Genomic DNA, 17,473 nt, shown 5'->3' on the forward strand with positions numbered 1-17,473 from the left:
ACCCACCACGCACCGGGAGAGTTCATGCACGCAGCCATCCTCCACGCCACCGGGGACGCCACCCTGGACGTCACCGAGGTGGCCCCCGTCTCCGTCGGCCCCGGCCGGGTCCGGGTGAAGATGCACCGGGCCGGACTGTGCCATTCCGACCTGTCCGCCATGAGCGGGGTGCTCGCCCACCCCGCGCCCTTCGTCCCCGGCCACGAGGGCGCGGGCGAGGTCGTCGAGGTCGGCGAGGGCGTCGGCCACGTCGCGCCCGGCGACCGGGTCATCGTCTGCTGGATGCCGCCGTGCGACGTCTGCGCGGTCTGCGCCACCGGCGACACCCACCTGTGCCGCAGCGGCTTCGGCAACCTCGCCACCCCCAACTTCCGGCACGGCGAGCGCGCGCTGCCCGGCATGATGGGCGCCGGCACCTTCGCCGAAGAGGTCGTCATAGCCGGGAACGCGGCCGTACCCGTCCCCGACGACGTGCCGTACGACGTCGCCGCCCTCATCGGCTGCGGGGTGACCACCGGCATCGGCGCGGCCCTGAACACCGCACGGGTGGCGCCCGGCTCGTCGGTCGTGGTGATCGGCCTCGGCGGGGTCGGCGTGAGCATCCTCCAGGGCGCGAAGGTCGCCGGCGCCGCGCGGATCCTCGCCGTCGACCCGACGCCCAACCGCCGTCGGATGGCGCTGGAGTTCGGCGCCACCGAAGCGGTCTCCCCCGATGAACTCGCGGACGCCGCACAGCGGTCCAACGGAGGCGTCGGCTTCGACTACGCCTTCGAGGCCGTCGGCAAGGCCGGCACGCTGCGCGCCGCGTACGACGCCACCCGCCCGGGCGGCACGGTCTGCCTCGTCGGCGCGGGCGGCAGGGGCGATCTGACCGACCTCAACCTGGCCGAACTCGTCATGACCGAGAAGAAGGTGCTGCCGTCCTTCTACGGTGGCGGTGACGTCCGCCGCACCTACGCCACCATCATCGACCTGTGGCGCGCCGGCCGCATCGACCTGGAGTCGATGATCACCCACCACGTCCCGCTGAGCGGCATCAACGAGGCCATCCGCCAGATGCACACCGGTGAGGCGCTGCGCACCGTCGTCGACATCGCCTGAACCGCCCCCGTCCCCCATTTCCGTCGAGCCACTTGCCCAGGAGACTCCCATGCGCGACGCCGTGATCGTCGACGCGGTACGCACCGCCGTCGGCAAACGAGGCGGTTCCCTGTCCACCCAGCACTCGGCCTCCCTGTCGGCCGCCGTCCTCACCGCGCTCGTCGAACGGACCGGGCTCGACCCGGCGACCGTCGACGACGTCGTGTGGGGCTGCGCCGGCACGGTCGGCATGCAGACGGGCTGCATCGCCCGCTCGTCGGTGCTCGCCGCCGGCTGGCCCGAGTCCGTCCCCGGCGTCACCGTCGACCGCCAGTGCGGCTCGTCGCAGCAGGCCGTGCACCAGGCCGCGGCCGGCGTCATCGCCGGGCAGTACGACGTCGCCGTCGCCGGCGGCGTGGAGAACATGAGCACCATCCCGCTGGGCTCCACCCGGGGCGACGGCCGGTTCGGCGAGCCGCACGGGCCGCTGGTGTGGGAGCGCTACGGCGGCGTCCGCTTCAACCAGGGCATGGGCGCCCAACTGATCGCCGACGAGTACGGCATCACCCGCACCGAGATGGACCAGCACGGCCTCGACTCGCACGAGCGGGCCGCGCGCGCCCTCGACGAGGGCCGCTTCAAGGGGCAGATCGCCCCGGTCACCGTCACCGACGCGGACGGCGTCGAGCGGGTCTTCGACACCGACGAGGGCGTGCGCCGCGGTTCCACCCTGCAGACGCTGGCGGGGCTGAAGCCGGCGTTCGGCGAGGGCGGCTCCATCACCGCGGGCAACGCGTCGCAGGTCTCCGACGGCGCCGCCGCCCTGCTGATCACGACCAGCGAGATCGCCCGCGCCAACGGCTGGACGCCGATCGCCCGCGTCCACACCGCCGTGGTCGTCGGCACCGACCCGGTCACCATGCTGAAGGGCCCGATCCCCGCGACCGCGAAGGCGCTGAAGAAGGCCGGGCTCGCCCTCGACGACATCGGCGCCTTCGAGATCAACGAGGCGTTCGCCTCCGTCACGCTCGCCTGGCTGCGCGAGACCGGCGCGGACTACGCGCGGATGAACCCCAACGGCGGCGCCATGGCCATCGGCCACCCCATCGGCGGCTCCGGGGCGCGGCTGATGACCACCCTCGTCCACCACATGCGCGACCGCGGCGTGCGCTACGGCCTCCAGTCGATGTGCGAGGGCGGCGGCATGGCCAACGCCACCGTCCTGGAGCTGCTGTGACTCCCCCGCGGGACGCCGTGATCGTCGACGCGGTGCGCACCCCGGTGGGCAAGCGCGGCGGCGCGCTCGCGGGGGCCCATCCCGTCGACCTGTCGGCGCACGTCCTGAACGCGCTGGTCGAGCGCACCGGGCTCGATCCGGCGGCCGTCGACGACGTGGTGTGGGGCTGCGTCAGCCAGATCGGCGAGCAGGCGGCGAACGTCGGCCGGTACGCGGTGCTCGCCGCCGGCTGGCCCGAGGAGGTGCCGGGGGTGACCGTCGACCGCGCCTGCGGCTCCTCGCAGCAGGCCGTGCACTTCGCGGCCGGGCTCGTGGTCGCCGGGCAGTACGACGTGGTGGTGGCCGGCGGCGTGGAGAGCATGAGCCGGGTGCCGATCGGCGCGGCGCGCGACGCGGTGCAGCACGGCCGGCCGTTCGGCCCGCGGGTGCGGCGGCGGTACGGCGTCGAGGAGTTCTCCCAGGGCGGCGGCGCCGAGCTGATCGCCGAGCGGTACGGCTTCACGCGCGCCGAGTTGGACCGGCTGGCGTTGGACTCGCACGAGAAGGCCGCTGCCGCGGCGGCCGGCGGGCGCTTCGACGCCCAACTCGCGCCCGTGCGCGCCGGGGACGTCGACGGCGTCGAACGGGATGTGACGGCGGACGAGGGCATCCGCACCGGTTCGACGCCGGAGCAGCTCGCGGCGTTGAAGACGCCCTTCAAGGAGGGTGGGGTGATCAGTGCGGCGACGTCCTCGCAGATCTCCGACGGCGCCGCCGCCCTGCTGATCACCACCAGCGAGATCGCCCGCGCCAACGGCTGGACGCCGATGGCCCGCGTCCACACGGCGGTGCTGGCCGGCGCGGACCCGATCACGATGGCGCTCGGCCCGATCCCGGCGACGGCGAAGGCGCTGAAGAGGGCCGGGCTCGCCCTGGACGACATCGGCGCGTACGAGGTCAACGAGGCGTTCGCTTCGGTGCCGGCGGCCTGGCTGCGCGAGACCGGCGCGGACTACGGGCGGCTCAACCCCAACGGCGGCGCCATGGCCATCGGCCATCCGCTGGGCGGTTCGGGTGCCCGGCTGATGACGACGCTGGTGCACCACATGCGCGACGAGAAGGTGCGCTACGGCCTCCAGGCGATGTGCGAGGCGGGCGGTCTGGCGAACGCGACCGTGCTGGAACTGCTCTGACCGCACGCGCAAAGCGGCCCCCGCTCCCGACGACGAGGGAGCGGGGGCCGCTTGCGTGGCCGCGGGCGCGGCTACAGGCCGAGGTCCTTGGCGACGATGGTCTTCATGACCTCGCTGGTGCCGCCGTAGATCCGGGAGACCCGGGTGTCGGCGTACAGCCGGGCGATCGGATACTCGGTCATGTAGCCGTAGCCGCCGTGCAGTTGGAGGCAGGCGTCGGTGATGCGGCCGGCGACCTCGGTGCAGAACAGTTTGATCTTCGCGGCGTCGGCGGCGGTCAACTCGCCCGCGTCGTCGAGCCGTACGCCCCGGTCGGCCATGGCTTCGGCGGCCCGGAACTCCGCCTCGCAGCCGGCGAGCACGAACTTGGTGTTCTGGAAGGAGGCCACGGAAGTCCCGAAGACCTCGCGCTGGCGTACGTACTCGGTGGTGAAGCGGATCGCGGCGCGTGCCTGCGCGACCCCGGCCACCCCGATGGACAGCCGCTCCCTCGGCAGGTTCTGCGAGAGGTGCGCGAAGGCCCGGCCCTCCTGTCCGAGCAGATTGGCCGCCGGCACCCGGACGTCGGTGAAGGAGAGTTCGGCGGTGTCCATGGAGTGCCGGCCGATCTTGTCGAGCGTACGGCCGACGGCGAAGCCCTCGGACCAGGACTCCACGCACAGGATCGACAGGCCGGCGCGCCGGTCCTTCGGGTCGTACGGGCTGGTGCGGCAGACGACGAGGACCAGGTCGCTGACCGCGCCCCCGGTGATGAAGGTCTTGGCGCCGTTGAGGACGTAGTGGCTGCCGTCGGCCGACAGCTTCGCCGTGGTGCGGATGCCGGCGAGGTCGGAGCCGGTGCCTGGCTCCGTCATCGCGATGGCGAGGAGGACGTCCCCGCTGACGCAGCCGGGCAGCCAGCGCGCCTTCTGGGCGTCGTCGGCGAGCCGCAGCAGATACGGCAGGACGACGCCGGTGTTGACGTGGTGGTGGCCGAGGGAGGCGCCGGCCAGGGCGACCTCCTCGTGGATGATCGCCTGGTAGGCGTAGCTGGTGGGGCCGGGGCCGCCGTACTCCTCGGGCACGTCGAAGCCGAGGGCGCCGATGCGGGCGAGGCCCTTGAACAGGGAGCGGGGCACCCGGCCGGCCCGCTCCCACTCGTGGACGTACGGGACGGCCTCCTTGGCGATGAACGCCCGGACGGTGCGCCGGAACTCCTCGTGTTCGGGTCCGTAGACGGTGCGCTTCACCGCTCGCCCCCGGTGGGCTCGAAGGGGTTCGGGCGCACGGGCTCAGACACGGGCACCGTCGACCACCAGGCACTGGCCGGAGACGTAGTTGGTCTCCTGGAGGCACAGGGCGTACACGGCGCCGGCGGCCTCCTCGGGGGTGCCGGGGCGGCCCAGCGGGATCGTCTTGGCCGCGGTGGCGGCCCGCTCCGGGTTGATACCGACCTTGATCTCCCGGCCGTCGATGGTGAGGGTGGCGCCGTCGGCGGCGGTGACCTCGGTCATCCGGGTGAGGATGAAGCCGAACGCGACCGCGTTCACGTTGACCTTGTAACGGCCCCACTCCTTGGCGAGCGTCTTCGTCAGCCCGATCATCCCGGCCTTGGCGGCGGCGTAGTTGACCTGGCCGAGGTTGCCGTAGAAGCCGGAGGTGGAGGAGATGTTGACGACCTTGCGGTGGTGGTCGACGGGGTTGTTGCGGATGTAGGGCAGGGCGGCCCGCAGGATCTTGAAGGACGCCGTCAGGTGCACGTCCAAGATCGTGTGCCACTGTTCGTCGGTCATCTTCTGGATGACGGTGTCCCAGGTGTAGCCGGCGTTGTTGACGATGACGTCGAGCCCGCCGAAGGTGTCGGTGGCGGTGGCCACGAAGCGCTCGGCGAAGCCGTCGTCGGTGACCGAGCCGACGCAGGTGGCGGCCCGGCCGCCGGCGGCCTCGATGTCCTTGGCCGTCTCCTCGGCGGGCTCGGCGTCGAGGTCGTTGACGACCACCGCGGCACCTTCGGACGCGAGCTTCAGAGCGATCTCCCGGCCGATGCCCCGGCCGGAGCCGGAGACGATGGCGACCTTGCCGTCCATGGTTCCCATTGGTGTTCTTCCTTCGTCGTGCTGGCGGTCAGCGGGGTGTCGCCGGGGTGAGGGCGTCGACGGCGGCGGCGTCGAGGCCGATTTCGTGCAGCACCTCGCGGGTGTGGGCGCCGATGAGGGGCGCAGGTCGCGGCCGGTCGGGCGGGGTGGCGGCGAAGCGCGGCGCGGGCGCCGGCTGGAGCAGTCCGTCCTCGGTGTAGTACGTGCCCCGGGCCTCGTTGTGCGGGTGGCGCGCCGCCTCGGTGAGGCCGTACACCGGGGTGACACACGACTCGGTGCCGTCGAAGGCGGCCGTCCACTCGTCCCGGGTGCGGGTGGCGAAGACCTCGGTGAGCCGCCGGGCCATCCTCGGCCACTCGGCGCGGTCGTGCTGCCGGGCGAAGAGCGGGTCGTCGCTCAGGCCGAGGACGTCCAGCAGGGCGGCGTAGAACTGGGGCTCGACGCTGCCGACGGCCATGTGGCCGCCGTCGGATGTGCGGTAGGCGCGGTAGAAGGGGGCGCCGCCGTCGAAGAGGTTGGCGCCGCGGGCGTCCACCCAGCGTCCGACGCCCAACAGGCCGTGGATGAGCGCTAGTTGGATCGCGGTGCCGTCGGTCATGGCGGCGTCGACGACCTGTCCGACTCCGGTGCGCTGGGCGTGCACCAGGGCGGTGGTGATGCCGAGGGCGAGCAGCATGCCGCCGCCGCCCATGTCGCCGACGAGGTTCAGCGGCACCGGGGGGACCTCGCCGTCGGCGCCGATGGCGCCCAGCGCGCCGGCGACGGCGATGTAGTTGATGTCGTGGCCCGGCGCCTGGGCGAGCGGCCCGTCCTGGCCCCAGCCGGTCATCCGTCCGTACACCAGCTTGGGGTTGCGGGCCAGGCACTGCTTGGGGCCGAGGCCCAGCCGCTCCGTGACGCCGGGGCGGAAGCCCTCGATGAGGGCGTCCGCGCTGTCGACGAGGCGGCGGGCGGCCTCGGCGCCGGCCGGGTCCTTCACGTCGAGGACGACCGAGCGGCGTCCGCGGTGCAGGACGGGATGGCGTGAGGACGTGCCGGCCTCGGCTGGCCGGTCGACGCGGATGACCTCGGCGCCCTGGTCGGCGAGGAGCATCCCGGCGAAGGGGCCGGGTCCGATGCCGCCGAGTTCGACGACCCGGATCCCGGCCAGCGGGCCGCGCGCGGCGGCCCCGGCTCGCTCGGTCACAGCCCGAGGTCCTTGGCGATGATGGTCTTCATGACCTCGCTGGTGCCGCCGTAGATCCGGGAGACCCGGGTGTCGGCGTACAGCCGGGCGATCGGGTACTCCAGCATGTAGCCGTAGCCGCCGTGCAGTTGGAGGCACTTGTCGATGACGCGGCCGGCGACCTCGGTGCCGAAGAGCTTGATCTTGGCGGCGTCGGCGGCGGTCAGTTCGCCCTCGTCGTCGAGTTCGACGCCCCGGTCGACCATCGCCTGGAGCGCGGCGACCTCGGTCGCGCACTCGGCGAGCACGAACTTGGTGTTCTGGAAGGAGGCGACGGCGGTGCCGAAGACCTCCCGCTGCTGGGTGTACTCCTTGGCGAACTGGATGGCGGCGGTCGCGGTGGCGCAGGCGCCGACGCCGATCTGGAGGCGTTCGCGGGCGAGGTTGCGGCCCAGGTAGGAAAAGCCCCGGTCCTGCTCGCCGAGGAGGTTCTCGACGGGGACGCGGACGTCGGTGAAGGACAGTTCGTTGGTGTCGGAGGAGCGCAGCCCGATCTTGTCGAGCTTGCGGCCGAACTCGAAGCCCTCGCTGTCGGTGGGGACCACCAGCAGGCTGAGGCCGAAGCGGCGGTCGTCGGCGCGCGCCGGCGAGGTGCGGGCCACGACCACGCACAGCTCCGAGTTCCGGGCGCCGGTGATGAAGGTCTTCGCGCCGTTGAGGACGTAGTGGCTGCCGTCGGCCGACAGCTTCGCCGTGGTGCGGATGCCGGCCAGGTCGGAGCCGGTGCCTGGCTCCGTCATCGCGATGCACAGCATGATGTCGCCGGTGGCTATCGAGGGGAACCAGCGCTTCTTCTGCTCTTCGCTCGCGTGGTTGAGGAGGTACGGCAGGACGATGCCGGTGGAGACGCCGAAGTGGCCGAAGGAGACGGCGGCCCTGGCGCTCTCCTCGGTGATGACCGCCTGGTACTTGTAGCTGATCGGGCCGCTGCCGCCGTACTCCTCGGGGATGTCGAAGCCCATCACGCCGAGGGCGCCGAGCTTGCGGAACAGGTCGCGGTCGACGAGGTTGTCCCGCTCCCACTGCTCGAAGTGTGGCTGCACCTCCTTGGTGATGAAGTCGGCGATCATGGAGCGGAAGTCCTCGTGCTCCTGGCTGTAGATGCTGCGCTTCATGGCGGGTCCCTGGTGACGTCGGAGAAGGGTGACTGGTGCCGAGGGGGCGGACGTCAGCGCGAGCCGCCGTCGACCGTGATGACCTGGGCGTTGATGTAGTTCGACTCGGGGGTGCACAGCAGGTACACCGCGCCGGCGGCCTCGGTGGGGGTGCCGGGGCGGCCGAAGGGGTTGGTGCGGGCGACGGCCGCGGCGATCTGCGGGGAAACGCCGACCTTGATGCGTCGGCCCTCGATCTCCACGAACGCGTCGTCGGTGGCGGTGGCCTCCGTCATCCGGGTCAGGATGAAGCCGTACGCGACGGCGTTCACGTTGACCTTGTAGCGGCCCCACTCCTTGGCGAGCGTCTTCGTTAGCCCGATGATGCCGGCCTTGGCCGCGGAGTAGTTGGCCTGGCCCGGGTTGCCGTAGAGCCCGGACACCGATGCGACGTTGACGACCTTGCGGTGGTGGTCGACGGGGTTGTTGCGGAAGTACGGCTGGGCAGCGCGCAGGATCCGGAAGGGGGCCTTGAGGTGGACGTCGAGGATGGCGTCCCACTGCTCGTCGGACATCTTCTGGATGACGGTGTCCCAGGTGTAGCCGGCGTTGTTCACGATGACGTCGAGCCCGCCGAAGGACTCGATAGCGGTGTTGACGAACCGCTCCGCGAAGTCCGCGTCGACGACGGAGCCGACGCAGGTCACCGCACGGCCGCCGGCGGCCTCGATGTCCTTGGCCGTCTCCTCGGCGGGCTCGGCGTCGAGGTCGTTGACCACGACGGCGGCGCCTTCGGACGCGAGCTTCAGGGCGATCTCCCGGCCGATGCCGCGGCCGGAGCCGGAGACGATGGCGACCTTGCCGTCCATGGTTCCCATGTGTGCTGTCTCTTCCTTCGAGTTCTACGAGTTCTACGAGTTCTACGAGTTCTACGAGTCGATTCGGTACGGGTTGATTCGGTACGAGTCGACTCCGTACGAGGGGCCGGAGTCGGGGGTCACGAGGCCGCCGGGGCGAGCGCGACGACGGCGCTGCCCCGGAGCGTGACCGTGCCGTCGGGCAGGGCGACCGTCAGATCGAGGTGGGCCGCGCCGTCCTCGACGCGGGTGACGGTCCCGGTGCAGGTGGGGGTGGCGCGCACGGGGGTGATCGCGGTGAAGCGGACCTCGTACGAGCGGATGCGCTCCTGCGGAACGGCGTCGGTGAGCAGCCGCCCCAGGTACGCCATGGAGAGCATGCCGTGGGCGAAGACGTCGTCGATGCCGACGGCGCGGGCGGCGTCGACGTCGATGTGCACCGGGTTGTGGTCGCCGGACGCCCCCGCGTACAGGGCGAGCACGGTACGGGTGACCTCGGGTGCGGCGAGGGTGAAGGTGTCTCCGGTCTTCATGCCGCAGCCTCCGTCTTTCGGTCGGCGCCGCCGCGGACGACGATGGTGCCCTTGAGCGTGGCGACGGGCAGTCCGTCGCGGACGACGCGGGTGGTGCGCACGACGAACTCCAGCGCGCCGCCCTTCTTCGCGTACACGTCGGTGACCTCGGTGCTGAAGGTGAGGCGGTCGCCCGCGTACGCCATGGCGTGGTACTCGAAGGACTGGCCGCCGTGGAGGATGGTGCGCGGGTCGACGCCGAGGTCGGCGAGGAGGTCACCGCGGTGCGGGTTCTCCATCTCCAGGCAGAAGAAGAACGTCGGCGGGACGGGCAGGTCCCGGTGGCCGGCGGCGCCGGCCGCTGCGGGGTCCACGTAGCCGGGGTCGTCCTGCCCGGTGGCGAGGGCGAAGAAGCGCAGCCGGCCGCGTTCCACCTCGACGGTGTGTTCGGGGGTGCGGGTGCCGATCACGGCACGGTCGATGGGCATCGGTTACGAGACCTTCTCGAAGAGGGTGACGACTCCGGCGGTGCCGAGTCCGAGGTTGTGCTGGAGGCCGAGGGTGACGCCGTCGACCTGTCGGGCGCCGGCCTCGCCGCGCAGTTGCCAGGTGATCTCGGCGGTCTGGGCGAGTCCGGTGGCGCCGAGCGGATGGCCCTTGGAGAGCAGGCCGCCGGAGGGGTTGGTGACGACGCGCCCGCCGTAGGTGTTGTCGCCGTCGAGGACGAAGCGCTCGGCCTCGCCCTCGTCGCACAGGCCGAGCGCTTCGTAGCTGAGGACTTCGTTGACGGTGAAGCAGTCGTGGAGTTCGACGACCGCGACGTCCCGGGGGTCGACGCCGGCCTTCTCGTACACCTCGGTGGCGGCGGCACGGGTCACGTCGGCGCCGACGAGCGAGATGGCGCTCTTGACGTCGAAGAGTCCGGCGTCGTCGGAGTGGAGTGCCTGGGCAGCGATGGCGACCCGGGGTGCGATGCCGTGAGCGCGGGCGAACTCCTCGGAGCACACGATCGCGGCGGCGGCGCCGCAGGTGGGCGGGCAGCACTGGAGCCGGGTCAGCGGTCCGGCGATCCGCGGGGAGTCCAGGACGTCCTGCTCGCTGACGGGGTCGCGGAAGACGGCGTACGGATTGGCCGCGGCGTGCCGGCGGGCCTTCACGGCGACCTTGGCGAGGGTCTGCGGGCTCATGCCGTACTTCGACAGGTACTCCTCGCCGGCGGCGGCGAAGTACTGCGGGGTCATGGGCAGTTCGGGGTCGACGTCGTACACCTCGTGCAGCGCGGCGGCGAAGTCGGTGAGCGGTACGGGGCGGTCGGTCCACTTGGCGCCGAGGGCGCCGGGCGGCATCTGCTCGAAGCCGACGGCGAGCGCGCACTCGGTCGCGCCGCTCTCGACGGCCTGGCGGGCGAGCCACAGCGCGGAGGAGCCGGAGGCGCAGTTGTTGTTGACGTTGAGCACGGGCACGCGCGTCATTCCGAACCGGTACACCACCCGCTGTCCGCAGGTGGAGTCGCCGTAGACGTATCCCGCGTAGACCTGCTGGACCGCGGCGTAGTCGAGCCCGGAGTCACGCAGCGCCATGTCGACGGCGCCGGCCCCCATCTCGTCGTACGTACGGGCCGCGCTGGGTTTTGCGAACGGGACCATGCCCACTCCGGCCACGAGCGCTCGCCGACTCATGTCACCCTCCCTTACTTCGGTTATCGCGTCTTCACTTTCTTGCCCGTCTTGGCTTGTGTCAAGGGGTTCTCATGCCAGATGAACGGTTTCACCACAGTCACCACAAGGGCCGGCCGGCCGACCCGAGCGGGGGATGTCGGCGAGCGAACCGAAGAATGATCAACCAGCGGCCGGCGCGGCGGCTCCGCGCCGGGGCGGAGCCGCCGGACGAAGGGCTGGGGGCGCACCCTCGGGCGCCGGGGCGGAGGCCGGGGGCGAGGTGCGCCCTACGTTAGGGATTGTTCACTTTCGGACAGCACTCCGACAGCAGATCCCAGTCGAGACGAAGGGGTGCAACGCGAGCGCGAGCGCCGGCGGCCGGAAGGGGTGACTCCACTTGGTGAGTCTTTGATCACAACGGTGGGGTGGGTGCGGTACCTTGTGCGGACGAACGACGTCGCCGCCCCGGGCCAGTGGCCCGCCCGGGGGGCCCACAGCGAGGGACGGACCGCGATGCCCACCGAAGCCGCCAAGCGCACGGGCACCCGTAGGCCCCCGGACCGCAAGGCACGGATCATCGACGCGGCGCACGAACTCTTCCGCGACCGGGGCTACCACAACATCGCGGTGGCGGACGTGGCCGCCGCCGTCGGCATCACCGCCCCCGCGCTGTACCGACACTTCCGCGGCAAGCCCGACCTGCTGGCGCACGTGGTGGACCGCACGCTCGACACGATGTCGGCGTCCGTGGCCGCGGCGGACGACCTCGACGGCTACCTCGCCGACGTCACGCCGCAGACCATCGACCGGCGCGGGGCGGCCGTCATCTGGCAGCGCGAGGCCCGCAACCTGCCGGCGGAGCACCGCGAGCAGGCCCGGCACGCCCTGACCGAGATCGCGGGACAGCTCGCCGCGCTGATCGTCGCCCGCCGCCCGGAGCTGTCCCCGGCCGACGGGACCCTGCTCGCCTGGTCCCTGCTGTCGGTGTACGGCTCCATCTCGTGGCATCGCACGTCGCTGCCGCGCCGCCGGTTCGAGGAGGTCATGCAGCGGATGGCGTCCGCGGTGGTGTACTGCGAACTGGGCACCGCCGACCCCGCCCCCGAGGCGGCGGACCGGGAGCGGGCGCCCGGCGCGTACGCCGCGCTCGCCGTCTCCCGCCGCGAGGAGATCCTCACCACGGCGCTGCGCCTCTTCGACGAGCGGGGCTTCCAGTCGGTCAGCACGGACGACATCGGAGAGGCAGCGGGGGCGTCCGGGCCCAGCATCTACAAGCACTTCCCCACCAAGACGGATCTGCTGGTGGCGGGCATCCTGCGCGGCGGCGAGGGTCGTCGGGCGGGCACGGCGCGGGCGCTTGAGGCGCCCGGGACCCCGAGCGAGACCCTGCACCGACTGCTGCGGTCGTACGTCGACTTCGCCCTGGAGCACGCGCATCTGATCGGGCTGCTCCTCGGCGAGCTGGACCAACTCCCGGAGAAGGAGCGGCGCTCGGCGCGCCAGAGCCAGCGGGAGTACCTGGACCTGTGGGGCCGCCTCTATCAGGAGCAGTGGCCGCAGGCGGACGCGGCGGAGGCGCGGATCGTGGTCAGCGCGGTGCTCACGGTCGTCGACAACGCGGTGCGCACCGGCCGGCTCGGCGGCCGACCCGACCTCCCCGAACGCCTCACGGAACTCGGCAACGCGCTACTGAACGCCCCACCGGCCCACGCGTAGGACCTCCGGTCCAGCGCCGCCCTGTATTGCCCTGGGAGGTCGTGTCCGTAAAGTCCCGCGCGCGTTCCTGCGCCTCTTGACGTAGCCGCCGTTTCCCTGCGGGAGCGTTGATCTCTACCGGCTGGTGGTGAGTTGCTCGCGCAGTTCCCCGCGCCCCCGTTTCGCTGCCCCGTCACCTATCTGCCGGCCGAGGGCAGGGTGTTTTGGGGCGCGGGGAACTGCGCGACAAGCCACAGACGGGCCGCAGACGCCACACCGCAGCACGCCGCACGGCGCCACGTGGGACGTTGCGGGCACGACCTAGGGGGTGTCCGCAAGATCCCGCTCGCCCGCCGCGCCCGCGAGGGCCCGCAGGGCGCGGTCCAGCGCGGCGCGGTCGGTGTCGTCGAGGCCCGCCGCCAGCCGGGTGAGCGCGTCCGCCAGGTCGGTGAGCGCGGCGTCGACCACCCGCCGCCCCTCCCCGGTGAGGGTGACCCGGAAGCTTCGGCGGTCGTCCGCGTCCAGGCTGCGCTCCACCAGCCCCGCCGCCTCCAGCCGGTCGATCCGCTTCGTCATGCCCGCCCGGGAGGACATCAACTCGGCCGAGAGCACCGAGGGCGTGAGGACGTACGGCGCACCCCTGCGCCGCAGGGTCGCGAGCACGTCGAACTCGGCCTTGCTGACGCCGTGGCGGCGCACGGCCCGCTCCCCCGCCGGACCGACGACGTTCTCGGCGACGAAGGCGAGGCGGCCGACGACCGCGACCGCCGCGAGGTCGAGATCGGGGCGCTCGCGCCGCCAGTCCGCGGCGATCCGGTCCGTCAGATCGGTGTCTCCACTCATGGACCGGAATTCTAGGAGCCGTGATTTTAGTTCTCTGGCGTACTATCGCCATGTGGACTATTTTTGCACGAACTACCTCTCGGAGGTCGAGACCCCATGCGGACCCTCATCCACGACGTGCGCGTGTTCGACGGAGTGCGGATCCACGAGTGCCGGGACCTCCTGATCGAAGGAGCCGTGATCGGGCGCCGGGCTCCCGAGGGGTCGAGCACCGAGGGTCGCGCCCCTGCCGACGTCTCGGTCGACGTCACGGTCGACGGCACCGGGATGACCTTGCTCCCCGGGCTCATCGACGCCCACACCCACACCTTCGACGGCGACCTCGCCGCCGCCCTGGCACACGGCGTGACGACCGAACTCGACATGTTCTGCCTGCCGACCAACCTGGCCCGACAGCGCGCCCTGGCCGCGGCCCGGGACGACGTCGCCGACCTGCGCAGCGCCGGGACGCTGGCCACCGCGCCGGGCGGCCATCCGATCCAGGTCATGAAGGCGACGGCACACCTGCTGCCGAACCCGTGGGACGCGCTCGAACCCTTCGACACCCCCTCCTCGCCCGCCGACGCCGCCGCGTTCGTCGCCGCCCGGGTCGCGGCCGGCAGCGACTACCTGAAGGTCGTGATCGACGACGGACCGACCGACGGGACCCCGGTGCCCACGCTCGGCCGGGACACCGCGACCGCCCTGGTGGCGGCGGCCCGCTCGGCGGGGCTGCGCACCATCGCACACACCTCCACGGCGCAGGACGTGCGGATCGCCCTCGACGCGGGCGTGGACGGACTCGGCCACGTGTGGAGCGACACCGCGCAGGGAGACCCGGAGCTCGACCGGCTCGTGGCCCGCGTCACCGAGCAGGGAGTGTTCGTCGTGACCACGCTGGCGTACTTCGAAGCCCTCAGCGTCGACGACCCCGGGCGCGCCGCCCGAGCGGCGCAGGTGACGGGGGCCCTGCACCGCGCGGGCGCGCCGTTGCTCGCCGGGACCGACGCCACCCCCTTCGCGCCGCGCCACGGCGACGGGCTCCATCGCGAGCTGGAGTTGTTGACCGGGGCCGGACTCACCCCGCTGGCCGCGCTGACCGCCGCCACCAGCGCGACCGCGCACCACTTCGGCCTGACCGACCGCGGACGCATCGCCCCCGGCCTGCGGGCCGATCTGGTGCTGGTCGCCGGCGACCCGACGAAGGACGTCACGGCCACCCGCGCCGTGCGCGGGGTCTGGCGGCGCGGCGTCCGGCTGGCCGGCTGAGCCCGGCGCGGGGCGGTCGGCCGGTTGGTCGGTCGGTCGGCCGGTCCGTCGACCGGAGTGATCCGCGCCACACCCGGCACCCCGGCCCGCCCCGGTCGGCCGCCGGGCCGGGGGGCGTTGGGGGTGTCGGTCGACGGGGAGACTTAGGTCACCCTTCCTTCACCCTTCCTTCAGCGTGAAGGCCTCTGGTACAGCTGGGGAGAACACCCCCACACCGGAAGCAATGCCATGAAAGCCACGGATCACCAGCATCGCGATGACGCCCTCGTGCCCTTCGCGATCGACCTGACCTTCGAGGAGGCCCGCCGCCGGGCCGAGGTGGTCGCCGCGCTGGGGCCGGACTGGGACCCCGTGGCCGCGCTGCGCGACGAGGAGGAGGCGTACGCACGGCTGTACGCGGACCTGGACGACGAGCAGCGCCGGACGTACGACATGCTGGTGGCGGTCGGGGTGCTGCGGGACGAGGGGCCGGGCCGTGCGGCTGCCCATTGACCCCCAGGCCGACGACGCCCGGCGCGCCTGGGTCGCCTGCCCCGCCTGTGACGACGCCCGAACCTGCGCGACGTGCTCCGCGGGCCGCAACTGCCGGGACCACTGGCGCTATCTGATCGCCAACCAGGGGCCGGTCGTCCACCTCCAGTGCCCGAACTGCACGCATCTGTGGTCCCTGGACACCCGCCCCGGCCGGGCCCGCCGCCCGGACGAGCGCACGGAACGCGCCGAGTGCGTCGACGGCACCGAGCAGGACGTACGACCGGAGCCGGACAGCACCGCCTGAGCGTCGCCGTTCGAACAGCTCACGCAATAATGCGATTTGTGAGCGAACTTCCTCTCCCCCTCCCCGCCGAGCACATACCCGCGGGCACCGCCGCCTGGCGGTCCGCCGACGCCGCGCGGTGGTCGGCCGCCGCCCCGCGGCGCTGGGCGCACCCGCTGGTGGCGATGGGCGCGCTGGCCGTCGGGATGGTGTGGTTCATCGACACCGAACCGGAGGGCGCGTGCACCGCGGCCGAGCCGTGCGCCACGGCGTGGGGCAGCGTGGCCGCGGCGGGGTTGGCGCTGCTGTGCCTGTACTGGACCCTGCGGCAGCCGCGACTGGCGCTGGCCGGCCTGGGGGCACTCGCCGCGGCCACGCTGGCCGATGCCGGGTTCGCCGTGTCCCGCCTCGGTACGGGCCGGCTCGTGCTGCTGGCCGCCATCGTCCTCGCCGTGGCGACGCTGATCCACCGGATCGTCGCAGCACGGCGCCAACGGGCGCTCGCCGAGGCCGCCGCCGGGGAGCTGCGGCACCGACTCCCCCGCCCGGCAAGGGACTTCAAGCGCGGGCAGTTCTCGCTCGTGGTCGGGGGGCTGCTGCTGGCGGTGTCGGCGTTCGCGCTGTGGGCCGCCCTCGACGTCGTGGCCGACTACGACGATCGGGCCGCGGGCGCGAGCCGGGTCAGCGCGGAGGTCGTCGACGTCGACGCCGACGAGGACGACGTGTCCACACTCGTCGTGGCGACCTTGGACGGCGACCGGCGCCACACGCTCGACACCGTCTTCCCCGAGGACTACCCGGTGGGCAGCACCGTGGAACTGGTCGTCGACGGCGACTGGGTCCGACTGGTCTCGGAGCCGTACGACCTCATGGGCTGGGAACTGCTGCTCCTCGCGAGTGCCGTGCCGGGCGTCGCCTTCGTCGCCAACGGGCTGACCGGCCGCTCCAGGGCGCGCTCGCTCGACGGGCGCACGCTGCCCGCGCTCGGGGTGCTGGTGCACGAGGGCCGGGAGGACGCCCGCACGTACGTGTACGCGGCCGACGACCACACCGCCGAACACCCGCTCCTCACCTTCCACTCGATGTACGTCGCCGAGCCGGGCCGACAGCCGGACGACGGGGCGGAAGCGGAAGCAGAAGAGGGAGCAGAAGCGCATGCGGATGTGGACGCGCAGCAGGAACGGTACGACGCGTTGTTCGGCGGGACCGACGAGGAGCCGCGGCTGCGCGAGGCGGTCCTCCTCGGCGCGCCCTTCGGCGGTGCCGAGGTCGCCTTCCTCGCCCCGGAGCCGACGGGCCGGAACGAGGTCGAGTTCGAACGCAGCGTCACCCCCGTACGGCCGTACGCCCCGGGACTCGCGGACTCCCCCGTGACGTTGGCCGCCCGGACGCTCAAACGGGGCATCTCCAAGTCCCCGGAGCAGCAGTCCGGGCGCAGACGTCCGCGGCGCCGCCCGGTGCACGAGGTCGCCGAAGCGATGCGGCCGACCGCGGCCCCGCGCAGTTGGGCGGCCGACGGCGGCTCCCGCGGCGTCGGCGTGTTCCTGCTGCTGGTGCAGGGCTTCGCCCTCGCGCAGGTGCTGGACGGCGACTGGACCTGGTACAAGGTGGTGGCGCTGTTCGGGCTGCCCTACTTCATGACCATGGTGTCGACGGCGCTCAACTGGCGTCTGACCGCGGACCGGAGCGGGGTGTGGGTGGCCGGCGGCTGGCGCGTGCGCCAGGTGCGCTGGGAGCAGGTCACCGGCGTCCGCCACGCCCACGACGGCATCGAGATCAGCGTCTCGGGTGGCCGCAAGGAGATCGAGCTGTTGCCGGTGAGCGCCGGTTGGCTCCAGCGGCGCTTCGGCAAGGGCTCCGCCGCAGCGGAGGCCAGCGAGGCGCTGCGGGCGATGGTGCACTACCCGGAGCTGCGCCCGACCGAGGACGCCGACGCCCGCGGGCAGGGTGCACCGCTGGGCCCGGTCATCGCGGGCTTCACGCTCGTGTGGGCCGCCGCGGTCCTGCTGGTCTGAGCCGC

General features: G+C 72.5%; 17 protein-coding genes. 8 read left to right on the forward strand and 9 right to left on the reverse strand.

Annotated features, from left to right (window positions below; all coding sequences use genetic code 11):
• Nucleotides 1–24 precede the first annotated feature (24 nt).
• The 3 genes from ABZ842_RS08770 to ABZ842_RS08780 are packed head-to-tail and all read left to right on the forward strand — an operon-like array spanning nt 25 to nt 3,489.
• Nucleotides 25–1,101 (forward strand): zinc-binding dehydrogenase, encoded by a 1,077-nt coding sequence (locus ABZ842_RS08770; protein ID WP_361533965.1) that lies wholly within the window; start codon nt 25–27, stop codon nt 1,099–1,101.
• Between the two features lie 49 nt (nt 1,102–1,150).
• A complete protein-coding gene (locus tag ABZ842_RS08775; protein WP_361533968.1) occupies nt 1,151–2,317 on the forward strand; it encodes a thiolase family protein in 1,167 nt (388 codons plus the stop codon).
• Nucleotides 2,314–3,489 (forward strand): acetyl-CoA C-acyltransferase, encoded by a 1,176-nt coding sequence (locus ABZ842_RS08780; protein ID WP_361533971.1) that lies wholly within the window; start codon nt 2,314–2,316, stop codon nt 3,487–3,489. The genes ABZ842_RS08775 and ABZ842_RS08780 overlap by 4 nt, the downstream gene beginning before the upstream one ends.
• A 71-nt stretch (nt 3,490–3,560) precedes the next feature.
• Here ABZ842_RS08780 and ABZ842_RS08785 read toward each other — a convergent pair whose 3' ends face one another.
• From ABZ842_RS08785 to ABZ842_RS08820, 8 genes are all read right to left on the reverse strand, one after another.
• Nucleotides 3,561–4,718, reverse strand: a complete 1,158-nt coding sequence (locus ABZ842_RS08785; protein WP_361533974.1) for an acyl-CoA dehydrogenase family protein — start codon at nt 4,716–4,718, stop codon at nt 3,561–3,563.
• 42 nt (nt 4,719–4,760) lie between these two features.
• Nucleotides 4,761–5,564 (reverse strand): SDR family oxidoreductase, encoded by an 804-nt coding sequence (locus ABZ842_RS08790; RefSeq protein ID WP_361533977.1) that lies wholly within the window; start codon nt 5,562–5,564, stop codon nt 4,761–4,763.
• 28 nt (nt 5,565–5,592) lie between these two features.
• A complete protein-coding gene (locus tag ABZ842_RS08795) occupies nt 5,593–6,750 on the reverse strand; it encodes a CaiB/BaiF CoA-transferase family protein (RefSeq protein ID WP_361533980.1) in 1,158 nt (385 codons plus the stop codon).
• Complete coding sequence (locus ABZ842_RS08800) at nt 6,747–7,904, reverse strand: acyl-CoA dehydrogenase family protein (RefSeq protein WP_361533983.1); 1,158 nt, start codon at nt 7,902–7,904, stop codon at nt 6,747–6,749. Before ABZ842_RS08800 ends, ABZ842_RS08795 begins: the two co-directional genes overlap by 4 nt.
• A gap of 53 nt (nt 7,905–7,957) precedes the next feature.
• A complete protein-coding gene (locus tag ABZ842_RS08805; RefSeq protein WP_361533986.1) occupies nt 7,958–8,761 on the reverse strand; it encodes an SDR family oxidoreductase in 804 nt (267 codons plus the stop codon).
• A gap of 119 nt (nt 8,762–8,880) precedes the next feature.
• Entirely contained in the window at nt 8,881–9,273 is a 393-nt protein-coding gene (locus ABZ842_RS08810; RefSeq protein WP_361533989.1) for a MaoC/PaaZ C-terminal domain-containing protein, read from the reverse strand.
• Complete coding sequence (locus tag ABZ842_RS08815) at nt 9,270–9,740, reverse strand: MaoC family dehydratase N-terminal domain-containing protein (RefSeq protein ID WP_361533992.1); 471 nt, start codon at nt 9,738–9,740, stop codon at nt 9,270–9,272. The genes ABZ842_RS08810 and ABZ842_RS08815 overlap by 4 nt, the downstream gene beginning before the upstream one ends.
• 3 nt (nt 9,741–9,743) lie before the next feature.
• Nucleotides 9,744–10,931 (reverse strand): lipid-transfer protein, encoded by a 1,188-nt coding sequence (locus ABZ842_RS08820; RefSeq protein ID WP_361533995.1) that lies wholly within the window; start codon nt 10,929–10,931, stop codon nt 9,744–9,746.
• A gap of 492 nt (nt 10,932–11,423) precedes the next feature.
• Between ABZ842_RS08820 and ABZ842_RS08825 the strand changes: the two genes are divergently transcribed.
• Nucleotides 11,424–12,626 (forward strand): TetR family transcriptional regulator, encoded by a 1,203-nt coding sequence (locus tag ABZ842_RS08825; RefSeq protein WP_361533998.1) that lies wholly within the window; start codon nt 11,424–11,426, stop codon nt 12,624–12,626.
• Nucleotides 12,627–12,926: 300 nt separating this feature from the next.
• Here ABZ842_RS08825 and ABZ842_RS08830 read toward each other — a convergent pair whose 3' ends face one another.
• Nucleotides 12,927–13,448 (reverse strand): MarR family transcriptional regulator, encoded by a 522-nt coding sequence (locus ABZ842_RS08830; protein ID WP_361534001.1) that lies wholly within the window; start codon nt 13,446–13,448, stop codon nt 12,927–12,929.
• A gap of 96 nt (nt 13,449–13,544) precedes the next feature.
• On the opposite strand from ABZ842_RS08830, the gene ABZ842_RS08835 reads away from it, so the two are divergent.
• From ABZ842_RS08835 to ABZ842_RS08850, 4 genes are all read left to right on the forward strand, one after another.
• Nucleotides 13,545–14,696, forward strand: coding sequence for an amidohydrolase family protein (locus ABZ842_RS08835; RefSeq protein ID WP_361534004.1), 1,152 nt, complete (start codon nt 13,545–13,547; stop codon nt 14,694–14,696).
• Nucleotides 14,697–14,924: 228 nt separating this feature from the next.
• On the forward strand, nt 14,925–15,188 hold the full coding sequence (locus ABZ842_RS08840) for a DUF6400 family protein (protein ID WP_361534007.1): 264 nt from the start codon (nt 14,925–14,927) through the stop codon (nt 15,186–15,188).
• Nucleotides 15,172–15,474, forward strand: a complete 303-nt coding sequence (locus ABZ842_RS08845; protein ID WP_361534010.1) for a hypothetical protein — start codon at nt 15,172–15,174, stop codon at nt 15,472–15,474. Before ABZ842_RS08840 ends, ABZ842_RS08845 begins: the two co-directional genes overlap by 17 nt.
• Nucleotides 15,475–15,512: 38 nt before the next feature.
• A complete protein-coding gene (locus tag ABZ842_RS08850; protein ID WP_361534013.1) occupies nt 15,513–17,468 on the forward strand; it encodes a hypothetical protein in 1,956 nt (651 codons plus the stop codon).
• The last annotated feature ends 5 nt before the right edge of the window (nt 17,469–17,473 follow it).

The sequence above is a fragment of the Streptomyces sp. NPDC047315 genome (assembly GCF_040643215.1).
In the GTDB taxonomy this organism is placed as follows: domain Bacteria; phylum Actinomycetota; class Actinomycetes; order Streptomycetales; family Streptomycetaceae; genus Streptomyces.

What these genes read in the sequence shown, in the direction of transcription:
- ABZ842_RS08820 (WP_361533995.1), bottom strand. Translation starts at nt 10,931, where the DNA reads ATGAGTCGGCGAGCGCTCGTGGCCGGAGTGGGCATGGTCCCGTTCGCA.
- ABZ842_RS08775 (WP_361533968.1), top strand. Translation starts at nt 1,151, where the DNA reads ATGCGCGACGCCGTGATCGTCGACGCGGTACGCACCGCCGTCGGCAAA.
- ABZ842_RS08840 (WP_361534007.1), top strand. Translation starts at nt 14,925, where the DNA reads ATGAAAGCCACGGATCACCAGCATCGCGATGACGCCCTCGTGCCCTTC.
- ABZ842_RS08830 (WP_361534001.1), bottom strand. Translation starts at nt 13,448, where the DNA reads ATGAGTGGAGACACCGATCTGACGGACCGGATCGCCGCGGACTGGCGG.
- ABZ842_RS08835 (WP_361534004.1), top strand. Translation starts at nt 13,545, where the DNA reads ATGCGGACCCTCATCCACGACGTGCGCGTGTTCGACGGAGTGCGGATC.
- ABZ842_RS08825 (WP_361533998.1), top strand. Translation starts at nt 11,424, where the DNA reads ATGCCCACCGAAGCCGCCAAGCGCACGGGCACCCGTAGGCCCCCGGAC.
- ABZ842_RS08810 (WP_361533989.1), bottom strand. Translation starts at nt 9,273, where the DNA reads ATGAAGACCGGAGACACCTTCACCCTCGCCGCACCCGAGGTCACCCGT.
- ABZ842_RS08790 (WP_361533977.1), bottom strand. Translation starts at nt 5,564, where the DNA reads ATGGGAACCATGGACGGCAAGGTCGCCATCGTCTCCGGCTCCGGCCGG.
- ABZ842_RS08800 (WP_361533983.1), bottom strand. Translation starts at nt 7,904, where the DNA reads ATGAAGCGCAGCATCTACAGCCAGGAGCACGAGGACTTCCGCTCCATG.
- ABZ842_RS08805 (WP_361533986.1), bottom strand. Translation starts at nt 8,761, where the DNA reads ATGGGAACCATGGACGGCAAGGTCGCCATCGTCTCCGGCTCCGGCCGC.
- ABZ842_RS08815 (WP_361533992.1), bottom strand. Translation starts at nt 9,740, where the DNA reads ATGCCCATCGACCGTGCCGTGATCGGCACCCGCACCCCCGAACACACC.
- ABZ842_RS08770 (WP_361533965.1), top strand. Translation starts at nt 25, where the DNA reads ATGCACGCAGCCATCCTCCACGCCACCGGGGACGCCACCCTGGACGTC.